The organism is Streptomyces sp. NPDC002870 (genome assembly GCF_042888505.1).
In the GTDB taxonomy this organism is placed as follows: Bacteria; Actinomycetota; Actinomycetes; order Streptomycetales; family Streptomycetaceae; genus Streptomyces.
In genome coordinates, this window is sequence record NZ_JBIAPW010000016.1 from 50,898 (window position 1) to 70,027 (window position 19,130).

Annotated in this window: 16 protein-coding genes; 4 read left to right on the forward strand and 12 right to left on the reverse strand. The window is 70.3% G+C overall.

All coding sequences use genetic code 11. From position 1 onward, the window contains the following. Window positions 1–57 precede the first annotated feature (57 nt). From ACFYWY_RS20955 to ACFYWY_RS20980, 6 genes are all read right to left on the reverse strand, one after another. Window positions 58–885, reverse strand: a complete 828-nt coding sequence (locus tag ACFYWY_RS20955; RefSeq protein WP_389188606.1) for a serine protease — start codon at window positions 883–885, stop codon at window positions 58–60. A gap of 167 nt (window positions 886–1,052) precedes the next feature. Next, entirely contained in the window at window positions 1,053–2,609 is a 1,557-nt protein-coding gene (locus ACFYWY_RS20960; protein ID WP_389188609.1) for an RNA polymerase sigma factor, read from the reverse strand. A 337-nt stretch (window positions 2,610–2,946) separates the two neighbouring features. After that, window positions 2,947–3,834, reverse strand: coding sequence for a FadR/GntR family transcriptional regulator (locus tag ACFYWY_RS20965; RefSeq protein ID WP_389188612.1), 888 nt, complete (start codon window positions 3,832–3,834; stop codon window positions 2,947–2,949). A 159-nt stretch (window positions 3,835–3,993) separates the two neighbouring features. Then, entirely contained in the window at window positions 3,994–5,862 is a 1,869-nt protein-coding gene (locus tag ACFYWY_RS20970; RefSeq protein ID WP_389188615.1) for an ATP-binding cassette domain-containing protein, read from the reverse strand. Between the two features lie 133 nt (window positions 5,863–5,995). Next, a complete protein-coding gene (locus ACFYWY_RS20975) occupies window positions 5,996–6,760 on the reverse strand; it encodes an NUDIX domain-containing protein (RefSeq protein ID WP_389188618.1) in 765 nt (254 codons plus the stop codon). Window positions 6,761–7,206: 446 nt separating this feature from the next. Beyond that, a complete protein-coding gene (locus tag ACFYWY_RS20980; RefSeq protein WP_389188621.1) occupies window positions 7,207–8,517 on the reverse strand; it encodes a DUF4192 domain-containing protein in 1,311 nt (436 codons plus the stop codon). 110 nt (window positions 8,518–8,627) lie between these two features. On the opposite strand from ACFYWY_RS20980, the gene ACFYWY_RS20985 reads away from it, so the two are divergent. Together ACFYWY_RS20985 and ACFYWY_RS20990 are read left to right on the forward strand one after the other, a co-directional pair. Then, on the forward strand, window positions 8,628–10,808 hold the full coding sequence (locus tag ACFYWY_RS20985; protein WP_389188624.1) for a RecQ family ATP-dependent DNA helicase: 2,181 nt from the start codon (window positions 8,628–8,630) through the stop codon (window positions 10,806–10,808). A gap of 227 nt (window positions 10,809–11,035) precedes the next feature. Further along, window positions 11,036–11,665, forward strand: a complete 630-nt coding sequence (locus ACFYWY_RS20990) for a hypothetical protein (RefSeq protein WP_389188627.1) — start codon at window positions 11,036–11,038, stop codon at window positions 11,663–11,665. Window positions 11,666–11,728: 63 nt separating this feature from the next. On the opposite strand, the gene ACFYWY_RS20995 is transcribed toward ACFYWY_RS20990, so the two are convergent. From ACFYWY_RS20995 to ACFYWY_RS21005, 3 genes are all read right to left on the reverse strand, one after another. Further along, window positions 11,729–12,349, reverse strand: a complete 621-nt coding sequence (locus ACFYWY_RS20995; RefSeq protein ID WP_389188629.1) for a hypothetical protein — start codon at window positions 12,347–12,349, stop codon at window positions 11,729–11,731. Between the two features lie 82 nt (window positions 12,350–12,431). After that, on the reverse strand, window positions 12,432–13,133 hold the full coding sequence (locus ACFYWY_RS21000) for a ribonuclease HII (RefSeq protein WP_389188632.1): 702 nt from the start codon (window positions 13,131–13,133) through the stop codon (window positions 12,432–12,434). 94 nt (window positions 13,134–13,227) lie between these two features. Then, window positions 13,228–13,854, reverse strand: coding sequence for a TetR/AcrR family transcriptional regulator (locus ACFYWY_RS21005; protein ID WP_389188635.1), 627 nt, complete (start codon window positions 13,852–13,854; stop codon window positions 13,228–13,230). Between the two features lie 121 nt (window positions 13,855–13,975). On the opposite strand from ACFYWY_RS21005, the gene ACFYWY_RS21010 reads away from it, so the two are divergent. Beyond that, entirely contained in the window at window positions 13,976–15,529 is a 1,554-nt protein-coding gene (locus ACFYWY_RS21010) for an MFS transporter (RefSeq protein WP_389188638.1), read from the forward strand. A gap of 241 nt (window positions 15,530–15,770) precedes the next feature. Here the strand turns inward: ACFYWY_RS21010 and ACFYWY_RS21015 are convergent, their stop codons facing one another. The 3 genes from ACFYWY_RS21015 to ACFYWY_RS21025 form a co-directional block, all read right to left on the reverse strand. Next, window positions 15,771–16,679, reverse strand: a complete 909-nt coding sequence (locus tag ACFYWY_RS21015) for an ADP-ribosylglycohydrolase family protein (RefSeq protein WP_389188641.1) — start codon at window positions 16,677–16,679, stop codon at window positions 15,771–15,773. A gap of 12 nt (window positions 16,680–16,691) precedes the next feature. Beyond that, entirely contained in the window at window positions 16,692–17,351 is a 660-nt protein-coding gene (locus tag ACFYWY_RS21020) for a histidine phosphatase family protein (protein WP_389188644.1), read from the reverse strand. 205 nt (window positions 17,352–17,556) lie between these two features. Then, window positions 17,557–18,162, reverse strand: coding sequence for a YdbC family protein (locus ACFYWY_RS21025; RefSeq protein ID WP_389188647.1), 606 nt, complete (start codon window positions 18,160–18,162; stop codon window positions 17,557–17,559). A 243-nt stretch (window positions 18,163–18,405) separates the two neighbouring features. Here ACFYWY_RS21025 and ACFYWY_RS21030 point away from each other — a divergent pair, with 243 nt between their 5' ends. Continuing rightward, window positions 18,406–18,936: a TerD family protein gene (locus ACFYWY_RS21030; RefSeq protein ID WP_389188650.1), complete on the forward strand. Its 531-nt coding sequence runs from the start codon at window positions 18,406–18,408 to the stop codon at window positions 18,934–18,936. Window positions 18,937–19,130 lie beyond the last annotated feature (194 nt).

Genomic DNA, 19,130 nt, shown 5'->3' on the forward strand with positions numbered 1-19,130 from the left:
GTCCTGCCCCGGGCCCCAGGCGCCGGCGTCAGGGCCCAGTCGCCGGGCGTACGGCTTTCAGGGCTCCCGCTGAGACCGGACTACGCCCGAGATCCGCGTGTACACCCCTGGGCTGCCCACCTGCCCGCAGCCGCTGCCCCACGAGACAAGGCCGATGAGCCTCCCCTGGGCCACCAGCGGCCCTCCACTGTCCCCCTGACAGGCGTCCCGCCCGCCCTTGGCGTCTCCTGCGCAGAGCATCGTGGACGCCACGTACCGCCCGCTCAGGCCACCCGGATAGGCCTGTCCGCAGGCCTGGTCCGACAGGACCGTCACCTGGGCGGCATGGAGGGAGGACGCATAGCTGCCGTCCCCCCTCGTGTCGCCCCAGCCATAGACGGTGGCGCTCGTGCCCGGCCGGTACGCCGGGTCCCCGGGGCCCGCCAGACCGATCACTCGGGAGGCGGGCAGCGCCTTGGCCAGCGTCACGACCGCCACGTCCACGTTGTTCGTCACCGGGTCGTACTGCGGCGCGATCCGGGTGCCGCTGACCGCGATCTCCTGGCCTCCCGCGCCGACCAGCTCCGAGCGGCCGGAAAGGACGCGCAGGTCGGGGATCTCGCTCGCCTCCTTGCCGAGGACGGTCCGGCTCAGGCAGTGGGCGGCGGTCAGCACCTTCGTCGGTGCCACCACGACACCTCCGCAGAACTGACCAGCGCGCGTACCCCCGAACCGGTCACGGCTGGCCAGCGCAACGACCCATGGGCTGTCGGCGACACGTACCGGATTACCGCCCACGACCACTCCGTCGGCGGCGGCTGGTACGGGCGATGTCAATGGCGCCACCGCCGACGCGGTGATCAGGGCCAGCGCCCCGGTCAGGGCTCGGGCGAGGGAACGACGCATAAAGGCCTCCTGACTCAGCGTGAAACGAGTCCACCCAGAGTCAGCCAGCCGACCACAGCACGCACCCGGGCACACACGATGCGCATGCGCGGGGCCCACGCATGGCGCACGCAGAGGGCCCGCGCCCCTTACGGGATGCGGGCCCTTCGTCCACGTACGACCGCGACCTAGTCGAGGTAGTCGCGCAGAACCTGCGAACGCGACGGGTGACGCAGCTTCGACATGGTCTTGGACTCGATCTGCCGGATGCGCTCCCGCGTCACTCCGTAGACCTTGCCGATCTCGTCCAGGGTCTTCGGCTGGCCGTCGGTGAGACCGAAGCGCATGGAGACCACGCCCGCCTCACGCTCGGACAGGGTGTCGAGCACCGAGTGCAGCTGCTCCTGGAGCAGGGTGAAGCTGACCGCGTCGGCCGGGACGACCGCCTCGGAGTCCTCGATCAGGTCACCGAACTCGCTGTCGCCGTCCTCACCGAGGGGGGTGTGCAGCGAGATCGGCTCACGGCCGTACTTCTGGACCTCGATGACCTTCTCGGGGGTCATGTCGAGCTCCTTGGCCAGCTCCTCCGGGGTGGGCTCACGGCCCAGGTCCTGGAGCATCTGGCGCTGCACGCGCGCGAGCTTGTTGATGACCTCGACCATGTGCACCGGGATACGGATGGTGCGGGCCTGGTCGGCCATGGCGCGGGTGATCGCCTGACGGATCCACCAGGTGGCGTACGTGGAGAACTTGTAGCCCTTGGTGTAGTCGAACTTCTCGACCGCGCGGATCAGACCGAGGTTGCCCTCCTGGATCAGGTCCAGGAAGAGCATGCCGCGGCCGGTGTAGCGCTTGGCCAGCGAGACGACCAGGCGGAGGTTGGCCTCCAGCAGGTGGTTCTTGGCCCGGCGGCCGTCCTCGGCGATGATCTCCAGTTCGCGCTTGAGCTTCGGCGCGAGCTTGTCGGAGTTCGCCAGCTTGTCCTCGGCGAACAGACCCGCCTCGATGCGCTTGGCGAGCTCCACCTCCTGCTCTGCGTTGAGGAGGGGGACCTTGCCGATCTGCTTGAGGTAGTCCTTGACCGGGTCGGCGGTGGCGCCGGCGACGGCGACCTGCTGCGCAGGCGCGTCGTCCTCGTCATCGTCGGAGAGAACGAAGCCCTTGTTCTCGCCCTCGGCTTCTTCTTCCTCGCCCTTGGCGCCGGGCTGGGCCTCATCGGGCAGCTCTTCGCCCTCGGTGGCCTCGTCGGCGTCCTTCTTGCCCGTGGTCTTCTTGGCCACGGTCTTCTTGGCGGCGGTCTTCTTCGCCGCCGTCTTCTTGGCTGCCGTCTTCTTGGCGGCGGTCTTCTTGGCAGGCGCGTTCGCCTCGACCTCGTCGGCCGGGACGTCGACGGTCTCGGCCGTCGGCGCCGCGGTGGCCGCGACGGTCTTCGCCGTGGCGGTCTTGGCCGCGACAGTCTTGGTGGCGGTGCGCTTTGCCGGGCTCTTCGCTGCGACGCTCTTGCGGGCGCGCTTCGGCGACTCCGCGGCACTGACCATCAGCGTCACACCCTCTTCCTCGAGGATCTGGTTGAGGCTGCGCAGAACATTCTTCCACTGGGTTGGCGGAATCTGGTCAGCCTCGAAGGCCCGACGCACGTCATCGCCGGCGATCTGCCCATCAGCCTTTCCCCGCTCGATGAGCGCCATCACAGACTCGGACTCGGCGATCTCCGGCGGGAGCGTACGGGATGTGCTGGCCGACACGAACAACCTCTCGGAACGATGGAAACGGCTTCCGGCCCCGCCCATGACTGGGCAGGAGCCGACGACCACCAGGCTGCGGATGTGCCGGTGGCGCGGGCTGAACCTCGGATTTGCCACAGCGCGCCGACTGGCGGCTGTATTCCCTCTTCGGCTGTCACCTCTTAGGTCATCGCACTGTTTCGAGGAGTGTTACGCCCAATCCACGTGGCCCGAGTCACACCCCATCCACGACGAAACGGTCAGAAGGGGCGTTCACCACACAATCGTGCCGCCGGACCCCGTGGAATCCGGCGACACGCGATGCGTACGCCTCCATACTCCTGACCGTGCCCCGCGGTCAGTGCTCGCGCGGCGCGGGCACGACTCGCTCCACCTCCGGGTGAACGGTGAGCAGTTGACGCATGGCCGACTCAGCGGCTTGCGAGTCGCCGGTGGCGAGGGTGTCGACGATCCGCGCGTGATGGGTGAGGGAGACCTCGGTCGGACGGTCACAGCCAGTGACCGGGCCGCCGGAGACCTGGAGGGCGGCGGAGACGATGCCGGAGAGGTGCTCCAGCATTCGGTTGCCCGCGAGCTGGATCAGCAGGGAGTGGAACTCCGCGTCGGCCCGCGAGAAAGTGATCCCGTCACCCTGAGCGAGCGCATGGCTCATGATCTCGACCATGTCGGCGAGCCGCTGCTGGATGTCCTCACGGCCGTGACCTGCGGCGAGACGGGCGGCGAGCGGCTCGATGGTCCAGCGCAGCTCGTTCAGCTCCCGGCGCTGGTCGTCACGCTGTGGACCAAAGGCGCGCCATTCGATGATGTCGGGGTCGAGCAGATTCCAGTCGCTCACCGGACGGACCCGGGTGCCGACATTGGGGCGGGCGCTGACCAGGCCCTTGGCCTCGAGGACGCGCAGCGACTCGCGGACGACGGTGCGGGAGACCTCGAAGCGCTGGCCGATCTCCTCGGGGACGAGCGGGCGGTCGGCTCCGAGGTCTCCGGAGACGATCATCTGGCCAAGCTGCTGGACGAGTTGGCCGTGCAGTCCGCGGCCGCGGCTGCCTGCCGCGCGGCGGCCGACCCGGCCCAACTCTGCGTCGGACCCGTCCCAGGACGGGGGGCCGACGCGGTCGGCGCCGGGCGACTCCGCGTAGGGGTATCGGTCGAGTTCGCCCGGGCCGGCGAGGCCGGACTCGGCGGGGCGGGCGGCGGTCATCATGGTGTGCGCAAGGGTACTCACGCATCCTTTGTCGGCTTGGGTTCAGCGGCCCTTGAGGTCTTTGGTGAAAAGCACACGAAAGGGTGATCGGCGCTGGCCCCGCAATTGACGCCTTATCGGAAAGAAGCGAGCGCACTCAAGGGAGTTGTGAGCAGTTCGCCGAGACCCGGTCGATCATGATCACCAACGGGCGCTACGCCGAAGGCCCGTGAACAGATACGCGCAGATCAGAGCCGACAACGACAACGCCAGTGCCGCGCCGACAGGTTGGGCGAGGAGGCTCGCGCCGCCCGTCAGCCAGTCGTCGGCCTGCCACGGCAGCTGCACCCAGGCCAGCTCACGCAGCCTGCCCGGGAGTCCGGCGATCGAACGGACTGACGGAGCGACGAGCGCCGTCTGTACGAGGGGAGCGATGAGAACCGGTACGGCGAGTACGGCGGCCACCCCGGCGGCCGTGACCCGGAAGACTCCGGCGGCGAGCAGACCCGCCCATGCACAGCCAACCGTCAGCCCGCCCCAACTGACAGCCGGGTCGGGCCAGTTCCGTGGGACTTGGGCCAAATCGCTTCCGTACACGAGGCGGAGGACCTGGACGTCGGCCGCCACCGTGAGGAACGCGAGCAAAAGCGCGGCCACGGCGGTCACCGCGAGCTTGGCCAGCAGGAGGCCGAGGCGGCGGGGCACGGTGCCGCGGGCGGCGGCGAGCGCGGGGTAGCGGAACTCCTCGCCGAAGGAGAGCGCCCCGAGCAGTCCGGCGCCGAAGGCTGCGGGCGGCAGCGGGAGGAAGTCGGGCCAGGCGGCGAGCGCGGTCGGGAGGGGGGTGGAGCCGGAACGCGCGAGCAGGACGCACAGGGCGGCGGAAGCGACGAGCACGGCTGCCGCGACGAGGAGGGCGGTACGGACTCCGAGGAGGCGGCGTAGTTCGTACCGCAGGGGCCTGAGGGGGCTGCGTACGGGGCGCGGCTGGGACCCGACCGGGGGTGGGGCTGGGGGTGGAGGGGGGCCGGGGTGTTGCGTGGCTGGGGGGGCGGGCGGGGCGGGGGGCTTCTCGGCGTCGGGGTCGGGGGTGGCACCGGGGGCGTGCGCGGCAGAGGCAAGCGGGGCTGGGGCGGGCGAGGCGGGGGCCGACGCGGGGGCCGGTTCCGGGGCGGGTTCCGGTGCCGGGCTGGGCGCGGGGCCCGTGTCACCGACCTCGTCGGTGAGCCGGTGGACGAGTACGCCGTGCCGGAAGGCGGTTTCGCCGATCTCGGCGCAGCTGCTGCCGTAGACGGAGAGCAGGCTGCCCCCCTCGGCGACGACCTCGACGGAGCGCCGGGCGGCGCGCGCCTCGCGGGTGACGACGGCGGCCAGGCGGGCGGCGTGCGGGGTATGGACCGCCACGCGGGGGCGGAGCCTGGTGCGGGAGAAGGCGGCTGCGTCCTGGTCGGCGACGAGGCGGCCCTCATCGAGGGTGACGACCCGGTCGGCGAGGCGCGCGGCCTCCTTGGGGTCGTTGGTGGTGCAGAGGACGGTGCCGCCGCGGGTGGCGTGGGCGCGCAGCAGTCCGTACAGCCAGCTGCTCTCGCGGGGCGAGAGACCCTTCGCGGGCTCGTCGACGATGAGCGTCTGCGGGTCGCCCAGCAGCGCTGAGGCGAGCCCCAGCCTGCGGTCCATGCCGAGCGAGAGCGTCCCGAGAGGCCGACCGCCGAGGCCGGTGAGACCGACGACTTCGAGCAGCTCCTCGGCCCGGGAGGCAGGCACTCCGGCGGCGGCGCAGAGCATACGGAGCTGGCCCCGGGCGGTCCTTGCCGGATGGCCCGGAACATCGCCGAGGAGCACCCCCACCTCGCGAGCTGGGTCGGCGATGCGATGGAGAGGGTTGCCGCGGAAGTACGTGATGCCCCGGCCGGACTCGAGTTCGAGCATTAGCCGCAGCGCCGTCGTCTTGCCGGAGCCGTCGGCTCCGACGAGCGCCGTGACACGGCCGGGCATCGCCTCGAAGGTGAGGTCGTCGACTGCGGGCGGGAGGTCTCGGCGGGGGGTGCTGGTCAGTCCGATGGCCTGGAGCATCGCTTCTCTCGCGGAAGGTGAGACCGCTCGGCGGCACGGCGGGTACCCAGCAAGATAACGCGACATTTCCGACTTTTCACGCAACGGCCAGAGCCCGGGTGTCAGCCCCTCACCGACATCGGACCGGGTTCGGTCAGACTTCGGGACGCAGCATCGGCGGGTTCAACAAGGTCGCGCCGCCGGCCCGGAACAGCTGCGCGGGGCGGCCGCCCTGGCGGGTGGTCGTGCCGCCCGCGGGCACCAGGAACCCTGGGGTGCCGGTGACCTTGCGGTGGAAATTGCGGGGGTCGAGCGCGACGCCCCACACGGCCTCGTACACCCGTCGCAGCTCGCCGACCGTGAACTCCGGTGGACAGAACGCAGTGGCCAGCGAGGAGTACTCGATCTTGGAGCGGGCCCGTTCCACGCCGTCCGCCAGGATCCGCGCATGGTCGAAGGCGAGCTGCGCGGACTGCTCGCCCTCGCGACCGAACCCGTTCTCCTGGCCCAGGAGATCCTCGACAGGGGCCCACCGCGCGCTGTTCGCGTCACCGCCCGCTCGGGGCGCGGGGAGGTCGGGCGCAAGCACCAGATGGGCGACGCTGACGACTCGCATGCGGGGGTCCCGCTTGGGGTCGCCGTACGTGGCCAGTTGCTCGAGATGCGCGCCGTTTCCCGGTGCCGGGGAGGCCGGATCGTGCGCGCACAGCCCGGTCTCCTCGGCGAGCTCGCGCGCTGCTGCCGCGGCCAGATCCTCGTCACCCCTGACGAAGCCACCGGGCAGCGCCCACCGGCCCTGGAACGGCGGCTCTCCGCGGCGTACCACCAGCGCACAGAGCGCATGTCGACGCACGGTGAGCACGACCAGGTCGACGGTGACAGCGAAGGGCGGAAAGGCCGACGGGTCGTAGGGCGACATGCCGTGATCATAGTCGTCTGCCTGACGATAAACACTCCCTTCGCCATCTGCGGCAGCTGTTTCTTCACCCCCTCCCCCGCCTCGCAGCCCCGAGATCTGTACGGCACCGAGGGGTGCGCAATGCACGGGGTGCGGCGCGACCGTCGGCCGGGGGCGTCGCGGCGAAGGCCGACGAGGGTCGTCAGAATCTGCACCCCATAAGTCGACGCAGATGAGCATGGTGCGCACCGGCGGCAGATCACGCGGCCGTCCGGCTCCGGGCGGCCGTGCCCCGGAACCGGAGCTCTGCCCCGTCTGCGGCAAATGGGGCGGGCGAGGGGCAGGGATGGCCATGGGGGTTCCGCTGTGCCTTCCGTGTGCTCCGGACAGCCGCTGCGAATGCGACAGCACAGGTGGTGCGATTCCGCCAAAGCGGTGAACGGCGGCGGGCGCCCAGGTCACGGCCGTCATCGCCCGCTCCTGGTGCCACGTTGCCCGCTGCGCCTACTCCCCCTGCTGCGATTCCTCGACACCGACTTTTCCGGACGCGTCCGGGCAGTCGGCGGACGCTTCCTGCCTGCAGGCGGACGGACCTGCTGAGGACGCGGGCGGTGCGGGCGTCCGCCTGCCCCGCCTACAGCGGCGGACGGCCCTGAACCGTGCTCCTTGCGCAGACAGCTGCGCAGAGCCTCCGGATCCAGTCCCTCGTTGCAGGCCTGGTGCAGCAGGCGGGCGAAGACATACTCGGGGTCGACGCGCAGGGCACGTCCCAGAGCGACTCTCGCGCCGGGTTCGTCGCCGGTGGACCAGGCGACCCAGCCGGCGAGCGTGAGCGGGGCGGCCGCGTGCTCGGAGTAAGGGCCGACGCAGCGGCGGGACAGCGCCCGCCAGAGCCGCAGCGCGGGATCCGCGTCCGGTCCCTCCATCCATTCCGCGGCCCGGTCCCGGGTGTCCCGGTCCTGTAGGCCGAGGACCACGGCGGCGGCCTCGTCGTGCGTGACGAGCCGGTCGTCCGTGACATCCGTCTCGGCCCAGCCACCGGACCGAGGGGTCTCCGCGATGCGTTTCATCAGTCGGCGGGCCAGCGCGAGGGTCTCCGCGGCGACCTGCTGACGCCCCTCTCCGTCAAGGATCCTGGGCACCAGCGCGGCGCCCGCGGCGTCCAGCGCCTTCTCCTGGTCGGCCGCGTTCGGAGTGGCCATCGGTTCGAGCCGCGCCTCCATCTGCCGCAGGGTTCCTCGTACTTGGATGCCGGCGTATGCGGCGGCCGCGGCCATCACCGAGGTGCCGGGCAGAGCCAGGACATCGCCTTCGGGCGGACAGCAGCGCGAGTCGGGGCAGCAGTAGGACCAGAAGCGGCCGTCGGAAATGCAGAGCGCCTCATAGACGGGCACGTCGAAGGTGCCACAGGCGGTCCTCAGTCGTTGCGCGAGGGGGCGCAGCCGCTCCATGACCCGGTGGCTGGTCTCGCCTTCAGCCGGTTCCTGGCAGAGGAAGACGACGATGCCGTCGGGGCGGGAGCCGCGGCGCTCGCTGCCTTCGATCAGGCACTCCGCGAGCTGCTCGGCCACGGGCGTCCATTCGCGCGGCGAACGCGGAATGCCGAGCCGCAGGCGCCCGCCGAAGCGGCCGCAGGTGCCGTGCAGCGCGACGAGCACGATCGAATCGTTGGGATGGAAGCCCATCAGGTACGGGAGGGCGTCGGCCAGTTCGGCTGGACCGCGCAGGGTGATCTGCTGCTCGTCGGCGGGACCGGTGATGTCGTGGTGCTTGTTCATGCCACGACCGTCTCGCGGCGGCCCCGGCTCCGCGACCCCTGTGGATAACGTTATCCACAGGCTGGACAGCTCGTTCGCCCAATGTCGGCGTCATCGGGTTGCATGGGGGCATGACCAACGCAGAAGTCGCAGATCCCGCAGCCCTGAGGGCTTCGGCCGATTCCGTACTCGCCCGCCTCGTCTCGGACGCCACGGGCACCGCCCGGCTGCGCGAGGACCAGTGGCGGGCGATCGAGGCCCTCGTCGCCGACAAGCGCCGGGCACTGGTCGTGCAGCGGACCGGCTGGGGCAAATCCGCGGTGTATTTCGTCGCGACTTCGCTGCTGCGCGAGCGCGGCAGCGGCCCTACCGTGATCGTCTCGCCCCTGCTCGCGCTCATGCGCAACCAGGTGGAGGCCGCGGCCCGGGCCGGCATCCGTGCCCGGACCATCAATTCCTCCAACACGGAGGAGTGGGACACGGTCCAGGCCGAGGTGGCCGCGGGAGAGGTGGATGTCCTGCTGGTCAGTCCCGAGCGGCTCAACAACCCCGATTTCCGTGACCAAGTGCTTCCCAAGCTGGCCGCCGCCACCGGACTGCTGGTTGTGGACGAGGCGCACTGCATCTCCGACTGGGGCCATGACTTCCGCCCGGACTACCGACGGCTGCGCACGATGCTGGCGGACCTGCCGGCAGGAGTCCCGGTGCTCGCCACCACCGCGACGGCCAATGCCCGCGTGACCGCGGACGTCGCTGAGCAGCTGGGCACGGGAGCAGGCACGGACGCCCTCGTACTGCGTGGCCCGCTGGATCGGGAGAGCCTCAGCCTGAGCGTGCTTCAGCTTCCCGATGCCGCGACCCGGCTGGCCTGGCTGGCCGATCACCTCGGCGAGCTGCCCGGCTCCGGGATCATCTACACCCTGACCGTCGCCGCCGCCGAGGAGATGACTGCGTATCTCCGGCAGTGCGGCCACACCGTGGCCTCGTACACCGGCCGCACGGAGAACGCCGACCGGCAGCAGGCCGAGGAAGATCTGCTGGCCAACCGTGTCAAGGCACTGGTGGCCACGTCCGCGCTGGGCATGGGCTTCGACAAGCCCGATCTCGGATTCGTCGTGCACCTGGGCTCGCCCTCGTCCCCCATCGCCTACTACCAGCAGGTGGGCCGCGCGGGCCGTGGCGTGAAGCACGCGGAGGTGCTGTTGCTGCCGGGCCGGGAGGACGAGGCGATCTGGCAGTACTTCGCCTCGGTGGCCTTCCCGCCCGAGGAACTGGTGCGGCGCACCCTCGACGTACTGGCGCAGGCGGGCAGGCCGCTCTCCCTGCCCGCGCTGGAGCCGCTGGTCGAGCTGCGGCGGACCCGGCTGGAAACCATGCTGAAGGTCCTGGACGTGGACGGTGCGGTGCGCCGGGTGAAGGGCGGCTGGACCACCACGGGTCAGCCCTGGTCGTACGACGCCGAGCGGTATGCGTGGGTCGCGCGACAGCGGGAGTCCGAGCAGCAGGCGATGCGCGACTATGCGCTGTCGACAAGCTGCCGGATGGAGTTCCTTCGGCGGCAGCTGGACGACGAGGAAGCCGCTCCGTGCGGGCGCTGCGACAACTGCTCGGGAGCCCGGTTCAGCGACAAGGTCTCCGGTGCGGCCCTGGATGCGGCGCGCGGGGAGCTGGGCAGGCCGGGTGTGGATGTGGAGCCCCGTAAGATGTGGCCGAGCGGGCTGGCAGCGGTGGGGGTCACTCTCAAGGGCCGAATCCCTGAAGGGGAGCAGTCCTTCGCGGGTCGCGCGCTGGGCAGGCTGTCCGACATCGGCTGGGGCAACAGGCTCCGCCCGATGCTTGCGGCACAGGCTCCGGACGGTCCAGTTCCGGACGATGTGGTGAATGCGGTGGTGACCGTGCTCGCCGACTGGGCCAAGGGGCCAGGCGGATGGGCGTCGGGCGCTGCGGACGCACCGCCCCGGCCGGTCGGTGTGGTCACTGTCGCCTCGCGCAGCAGGCCCCAGCTGGTCGGGTCCCTTAGCGCCCGGATCGCCGAGGTCGGCCGGATGCCGCTGCTGGGCACCGTGGAGTACGCACCCGAGGCCATGGACACCCGGATCTCGCGCACCAACAGCGCGCAGCGGGTGCGGACCCTGCATGAGGCGTTCGTCGTGCCACCCCGATTGGCCGAGGAGCTGGTCTCCGCCGACGGACCTGTCCTGCTGGTAGACGATCTTTCGGACAGCGGCTGGACCCTCGCGGTTGCGTCGAGGCTGCTGCGCAGGTCTGGTGCGAAGGGCGTGTTTCCGCTGGTCCTCGCGGTTCAGACGTGACATGAGGGGTCGCTGGGGGCGCAGCTGGGCAGGGATAGGCCAGGGATATGAGCCTCATACCCGCCGATTCCCGTCGGTGCCGCCAAATTGCTCGTTGCCGCATGCTCACGCGGCAGCGAGAATTGGAGCGCTCCCCGCGCGGCCCGTTCGCGGTCCGGAAGGGCCGTGCCGCGGTGGGCCCCACTCGACCCTGCCCGCACTGTCGGCGCGTATGCGAAGGGAGGACCGTGACCTTCGGATTCGCTCCGTCCGCAGCCAATTCGCTCACGACGTCGGCCAATTCCGCCAGCCGGCTCGCCAGGATGCTCGAGCCCGCAGAGTGGGCGGCGGCCGGTATACCGCTGCTGCGCAACCCCCGCGAGGTGGTGAGCGGATTGCACACCCGGCACCGGCCGACACCCGCCACCGCCGTCGTCGCCGTGCTCGACCACGAGGAACGGCTCGCTGCCAGCGCGTCGTTCCTTCGGCGATCCGCGCCCGTGGACGGCTGGGAGTTCCGCAACGTACTCCTGGCCCATCTGCGCCGGGTCATCCCGCACGACCTGCGCCGCCGCACGCCCGTGCGCACCGCCGTACTGCTCTACTGCCGTGAGGGCGACGAGCGCTGGACGGAGGAGGACGGAGCGTGGATGTGGGGACTGCGGGACGCGTGCACCCTGCACGGGCTGCGCTGCGGTGCGTACATCACGCTGACGCGCGGAGGATGGCAAGTGCTGGGCGAGGGCCGGGGTGGCCGACGGCCCAACTCCACTTCATTGCCGGGCGACCTCGCCGACAGCGCGACCGACATCGAACCGATGTCGCTGCGCACCGCCAGTGGCGCGGCCGAAGCGCTTCGGCGCACGGCGGCCCGCTGAGGGTGCCACCCTCCGGCTGCCCACGAAGGGGCAGCCGTCCGGGAATCGCCCTACGGCGACGGCTCAGACGCCCCTGCCGAGCACGGTGTTGATCCGCTTGGGATCGCCGCACACGATCAGCAGCGCCGTCGCCTTCGCCAGGGCGGCGGGCAGCGCACGGGCGGCTGCGTCGTCGGCACCTCCGTTGACTGCGACGACCACCACGGGACGGACCGTGGCCCGGCCCACCGCAGCGGCGTCCGCGAAGAAGACGTCGTCCTGAGCGTCGTGCTGGGCCCAGTAGGCGGCCTCGCCGAAGGACAGCTCATGCACGGCCCACGGGTGCTGTTCACCGGTGGTGAGCACCAGGACGTCGCCCGGAGCGCGACCGGAGTCGAGCAGCAGGTCGACCGCCTCGCCGGCGGCGTCGAGCGCGCCGTCCGCCGGGGCGGGGATCAGTTGGATCTGCGGCGTTGAGGGCTTTCCCGGCCGGGAAGCCTGCGGCTGCCCGGCAGAGTGGTGGGTACGCGGCGTCGGCGGCGCGGGCCTGGCGGGACCGGGACCCGGGTGCCCGGGACGCGGCGAGGCCGCGGAACGCGGACCGGGTACGGGACGGGGGGTCGGCGCGGTGCGGCCTACGGCCGGCGTGGCGCGGGGACCCTGGGCACTCTCGTGAATCTGAGGCTCCTCGGGGATGAGAGGCATGGGTGGATGTCTATCAAATGCCGGTGAAGAAGGCATCGGCGGGTGGGTACATAAGTGCGACTGGTCTGCTGGGAGGGCGGGTTCAGAATTCGAAGCCGAGCTGGCCCCCGCTTTCCAGCGCGGCCGCCTCCGCAGAGATGCGGACCTTCTTGAGGTGCCGCCACTGGGGCAGCGCATCGAGATAGGCCCAGGAGAGCCGGTGGTAGGGCGTGGGCCCCAGCACCCTGAGCGCCGCCTTGTGCACGGGCGAGGGGTATCCAGCGTTGTCGTCGAAGCCGAAGTCGGCGAACTCCCCCCGCAGTTCGGCCATCATCGCGTCCCGGCGCACCTTGGCGATCACCGAGGCCGCCGCGACCGCAACACAGGACTGGTCCCCCTTGATGACCGTACGGACCTGCCAGGGGGATCCCAGGTAGTCGTGCTTGCCGTCGAGGATGACCGCGTCCGGACGGATCGGAAGCGCGTCCAGCGCTCGGACTGCGGCCAGCCGCAGCGCCGCGGTCATCCCCAGTTCATCGATCTCCTCCGGCGAGGCGTGCCCCAGGGCGTGCGCCGTGACCCACTTCTCCAGCAGCACGGCCAGTTCCGTACGCCGCTTGGGGGTGATGAGCTTGGAGTCGGTGAGCCCTTCGGGCGGCCTGCGCAGGCCGGTGACCGCCGCGCACACAGTGACCGGACCGGCCCACGCCCCGCGTCCGACCTCGTCGACACCAGCGATGATCTTGGCACCGGTGGTGGCTCGGATCGAGCGCTCGACTGTGTGTGTGGGTGGTTCGTACGGCATGGCGCCAGCAAGGTTACGCCGCCTGACCCCGCGCGCGACACCCGGTTCCCCTCACCGGCTCCGCGCCGGCGTCGAACCGGCTCCACGGCCACCGTCAGCCGGTGCTCGGGCGGAGCAGTGGCACCATCACCTGATCGATCATGTCGGCGATGTCGCCGTCGGGCCATTCGCTGCCGCACACCTTCGAGCGGTACATCATCAGACCCGGAATGACATCGAAGACCAGGTCACCGGTGGCATCTGGGCGCACGTCACCCCGCGTGACGCCTCGGCGCACCACCTCACGAATGAGCCTGTTGGACGGCTCGACGACCCCACGCACGATCACCCCGTGGAACCGTTCTGCGGTGGCGATGTCGCACTCGTAAAGCACTGAACGCAGGGCAAAGCCGGACCTGGAGTACATCGCGTCCCGCACCCGAAGGCAGAGCTGAAAGAGGTCCTCGCGGATGCTCCCATGATCAGCAGCCACGTCCAGTGTCGGCAGTCCCGCCTGCAGGGCGTCCGCGACCAGGTCCCCCTTCGAGGGCCACCGCCGGTAGACGGCGGCCTTGCCGGTCTGGGCGCCGGCGGCGACGCCCTCCATGGTGAGCCCACTCCAGCCGACCGTACTCAACTGCTCCAGAGCGGCGTCGAGGATCGCGCGTTCCAGCACGGGGCCTCGACGGCGCAGCGAGACCGGGGGCGTCCCAGCGGCGGCAGTCCAGCGCGAATTGACCATCTTCTTCTCTCCGTTGGGGACAGGAGGTCGAGTGAACGCTTGCGTTCACTGACGGGGATTCTCTACGGTTGACACGACAGTGAACGGAAGCGTTCACTAATTCACTTGCGGGGGCCCCATAGTGACAACCTCTCAGTTGATAGCTCCAAGCAGTCCGGGAGCGGCCCGCAGGCCGGGACGCCCAGGGATCGCCCTCACCGTCATCGCCGCCCTGCAACTCATGGTGGTCCTCGACACGACGATTGTGAACATCGCCCTCCCGCACATCCAGGGGGCACTCGAGTTCACCACGACCCAGCTGTCATGGGTGGTCAACGCCTACACCCTCACCTTCGGCGGGCTGCTGCTTCTCGGCGGCCGGGCAGGTGACATTCTCGGCCGTCGGCGGGTCTTCGTCTTCGGCGTGCTGCTCTTCACCTTTGCCTCGCTGCTGTGCGGCATCGCGCAGGAGCCCTGGCAGATGCTCGCCGCCCGCGCCCTCCAGGGCGTCGGCGGAGCCATCGCCTCGCCCACGGCGCTCGCGCTCATCACCACGACCTTCCGCGAAGGCCCCGAGCGCAACCGCGCGTTCGGCATCTTCGCAGCGGTCTCGGCCAGTGGCGCGGCCATCGGCCTGCTCGCCGGCGGCATGCTCACCGAGTGGCTGAACTGGCGCTGGGTCTTCTACGTGAACCTGCCGATCGGGATCCTGATCGCCGTGCTCGCGCCGGTGTTCATCAATGAGTCCGAGCGGCACTCCGGCCGGTTCGACATCACGGGCGCGCTGACCTCGACCGCAGGCATGGCGTCCCTGGTCTACGGCTTCATCCGGGCCTCCGAGGAGGGCTGGAGCGATCAGCTCACGCTGGGCGCTTTCGGGGCTGCCATCGTGCTGCTCACGGCGTTCGTACTGACGGAGCGGCGGGCAAAGGAGCCGATCACTCCGCTGCGGATGTTCGCCGACCGCAACCGTTCAGGCACGTATCTGATCATGATGAGCCTCGCCGCGGCGATGTTCGGCATGTTCTTCTTCATCGTCCTGTTCGTGCAGAACGTGCTGAGCTACAGCCCCATCACCTCCGGTCTCGCGTTCCTCCCGGTCACGGTGATGATCGTGGCCGCGGCCGGGATCTCCTCGAAGCTGCTGCCGGTGCTCGGGCCCAAGCCGTTCCTGGCCGCGGGCGCGGTGCTCACCGGAGGCGGCATGGCATGGCTGACCGCGTTGAGTCCGGGCAGCTCGTATCTGGGCGGGGTGCTGGGGCCGATGCTGCTCTTCGGATTCGGCATGGGTCTGGTCTTCGTGACGGCGACGCTCACGGCGGTCTCGGGCGTCGCGCAACACGAATCGGGTGCGGCCTCCAGTCTGCTCAACGCCACACAGATGGTCGGAGGTTCCCTGGGGCTGTCGATTCTCATGACCGTCTTCAGCACCGCCAGCCGCGAGGAGGCCGAGCGTCAACTGCCGTCGTTCCTCGCGGACTCGACGCCCGCGCAGAAGGAGATCTTCGCGAAGACGCAGGAGCTGCCGCCGCCGTGGGGGCATCAGGTGCTGGCCGAAGGCATCGCGACGGCGTTCTGGGCGGGGGTGGGTCTGGTCGGACTCGCCGTGGTGACCGCGGTGTTCGTCGTCCGGGTGCGCAAGAGCGACCTGGAGGCGCTCAGCGGCTCGGCGGGCGCGGGCGACCACGCCGCGTAGGGCTGGATCGCCCCGGGCGTCAGCGCCGCATGGTGCCGACGCGTGAAGCGCCGCCGTACGGAAGCCCACCATCCGGAGCGGGGGTACGGGCCGCGCATGGGGTATCGGCCGTACCGCACCTGGGCAGTCGGATTCCGACGGCTCGGTCGACCGTACGCCCGGCACGGGACCTCTCCCTGCCGGCACGCGCGCGTGCCGGCAGGGAGAGCGACAGGTTGGCTGTGAGGCCCGCGGCAGCTGCTCAGCGGGCCCGTTCCGGCACCCACCCCGGCAGTGCCTCGGTCCGCTCCAGCCAGTCCGCTGGGGGCTGCCCGGCCTTGCCCGCGGCGACCACGCCGCAGGCAATCGCGCACGTGGTGTCGACATCGCCCCCGACCTGCGCGGTCGTCCAGAACGCGCGCTCGAAGTCGCCGAGCGAGCGAGCCGCGGACCACAGCGCGAACGGCACGGTGTCATGCGCACTCGTGCGCCGGCCGCTGCCGAGAACGGCGGCGACGGTCTCCGCGTCGGAGTAGTCGAGCATGTCCCGTGCCCGGCGAAGACCCGCTCCCACCGCGCTGCGCGGTACGAGCGCGACGACACCGTCGAGCAGCTCCGCGGGCCCCGGCGGCCCGGCCGGATTCGCGGCGAGCGCGGCGGCGGCCGCCACGGCCATGGCGCCGACCACCGCCTCACGGTGCTGGTGTGTGGTGTACGAAGAGATCTCGGCCTGGTGGGTGGCCTGCTCCGGATCGAACGCGTACCAGGCGCCGAGCGGCGCGATACGCATCGCGGAGCCGTTGCCCCACGAACCCTGGCCGTTGAAGAGCGCGGCGGCCAGCTCACGCCAGTCGCCGCCCTCCCTGATCAGCCGGAGCATCCGGTTGACTGCTGGACCGTAGCCACGGTCGAAGTCGTGGTGCTCGGCGAAGGACCTGGCGAGTGCGTCTTGGTCCACCCGGCCGTGGGCCGCGAGCACAGTCAGCACCGAGCAGGCCATCTCGGTGTCGTCGGTCCACTGCCAGGGGCCTGGCGGCAGCTGCCGCTGCTTCAGCAGTGGATAGTTCGAGGGAACAAAGAACTGGGAGCCAAGGGCGTCTCCCACGGACAGTCCACGCAGGCTGTCCAGGGCGCGTTCGAAGCGCCGGTCGCGAGAGGAGTCAGCGGTCATCTTCCTGCCACTCTATCCGGTGACGCCATACGGCTCGGGGGTGCGCCAGCGCTCGAAAGGCCGGTCAAGCGTGTAGCGGCCGTCCTCGCCGAGCTGCAGTATCCGGGTCTCGGCGTTACCCGGGTTGGACAGCGACTCGAATTCCGCGACCGACCAGTGGAACCAGCGCATGCAGAACAGCCGCATGGTCAGTCCGTGCGTCACCAGGAGTACGTTCGGCGGATGATCCGGCGCTTCGAAGCTGCGGTACAGGCTCTCCAGGAACGCCCCGACCCGGTCGTACACATCGGCGCCCGACTCGCCCTGGGCGAAGCGGTAGAAGAAGTGGCCGTAGGCGTCCCGGTAGGCCTTCTGCAGCCGTACGTCATCCCTGTCCTGCCAGTTCCCCCAGTCCTGCTCACGCAGCCGCGGCTCCTCCCTGACACGCACCAGCTCCGGATCGAGGTCGAACGCGCGGAAGGTCTCATGGGTGCGGCGGTAGGGCGATACGTAGACGCTGACGCGCTCACGTCCGAAAAGCTCACGGAGCCGCACGCCCGTCTCCTCTGCCTGGGCCCGGCCGGTGCTGGTCAGCCGCAGCGCATGGTCGGGCTCGCGTTCGTACACGGTGTCATCGGCGTTTCCCTCCGACTCGCCGTGCCGGACGAGAACGATGCGTCGCGGACGTGCCATGGCACGACAGTAGATCGGCACGGGCTCGGCCGAGCAGCCGGGCCGAGTCATCCGGCGTATCCGGGCGGCGCCGCCAGCCGTCGGCGGTCTGCGGGCGGTGCCGCGGACGGTCCGTGCGTCGCCGTGGCGGGCCGGGTGGCACAGCGGCAGCGCGGTCGCCGGCCGTCGAAGATCGGCTGCGCCTCCGCTGGACGCACCCGGGGCTTCAGACCGTCCAGGACGGTTCGAGCTGCACCACATCACCGGCCAGCGCCGCGACGTCCGCCTCGGTCTGCGCGCGCAACAGCAGCCGCTCCACCCGCTCCCTGCGGTACTTCCCGTGCTCGGCCGCCGACTGCCACATCGACATCACCAGGAACTCGCTCCCCGGTGCCTCCCCGAACACCCCGCGTACCATCCCGGGCGACCCTGCCATCGCCGGGTTCCACACCTTCTCCTGCATGAGCGAATAGTGCTCGACCCGGTCCTCGCGTACCCGGCAGTGCGCGACCCGCACCACGTCGGCGTCCGTGAACCGCGGCTCGAACCCGGTCTTCACATCGAAGCGGTAGTCGAACAGCTTGACCTGTATGTCCTTGTACGTCCCCGACTGCCCGGACGCCAGCCGGTCGTGAGAGCGCGCCATGAACGAGTCGTAGAACGCCCGGCTCTCCCAGAACGCGAAGACATGGGCGACATGCGGCCGCCCTCTGCTCCACCCACCGCCCTGGCCCCGGAATCCCGGCTCACCCAGCAGCCCCGCCCACTTCCGCTGTCCCCGTTCGAACCCACGACGGTCCACCACGGTGCAGCGAATCCACTTGACCAGCACCGCGCCATCGTACGGCGCGGAACGTGGCCGGGGTCACGCTCCGGCAGACTGCATCACCCGTACCAGCTGGGCCGAAGTTCGCCACCCACAAGGGCGTGACGCACATGTGGGCCCGCTGCAGCCCGCGCAGTCGATGCCGACCGCGTGGCGCGAACCCGTGATACGAACCCCGAGGTGCGAGTGAGCGTGGCAGCATGGTCAACCGACGTAAGACACCCGGCAGTTACGGGGAAGGGGAATCCGGTGAGCAGTCTGAACAAGGGGATCCGGAAGGCCGAGGTGACTCTCAAGTGGGATCCGAGCCCTCTGGGCGAGTCGCCCCATGACCTCGACATCGTCGCCGCGACGTACAAGGCGGACGCCCCGACCGGAGAACCGGAGTACGTCGTCCACTTCGACAGCCGGTCGCCAGACGGCACCATCATCCTGACCCGGGACAGCAAGACCGGTCAGGGCTTCGGCTCCGACGAGGTCATGACGCTGGAGTTCGACCGGCTGGCGGCAACGTACGGGCGCGTCGTCGTGGGCGTGGTCATCCAGCAGCGGGACGGACAAAAGTCGTTCGGCGACATAGCGAACCCCCTCGTGCGGGTCCTCGAGGGACACACCGAACTCGGGAAGAACGACTTCACCAGCGTGGCTGGAGCCACCGCCGCGGTCGTCGGCGACTTCATGAAAGGTGAGGCAGGCGCCTGGGAATTCCGCGAGGTCGTCCGCGGATTCGACGCCGATCCGCAGTCGTTCATCGCGCTGATGGGCAACAGTACTTACTGAGCACGCGTCGCATCGGATGCGCACGAGAGCACGAGAGAGGGGGGGGGGGGGGGGGGGGGGGGGGGGGGGCGGGCGGGCCCCCGGGGGGGGGGGGGGGGGGGGGGGGGGTCTGGTCTGGGGTTGTGTCAGTTTTTGTGGGTGGTGTGGGGGGTGTTGTACGGAGCGTCTGGGTCTAATGGCCCGGGCGTTTTTTG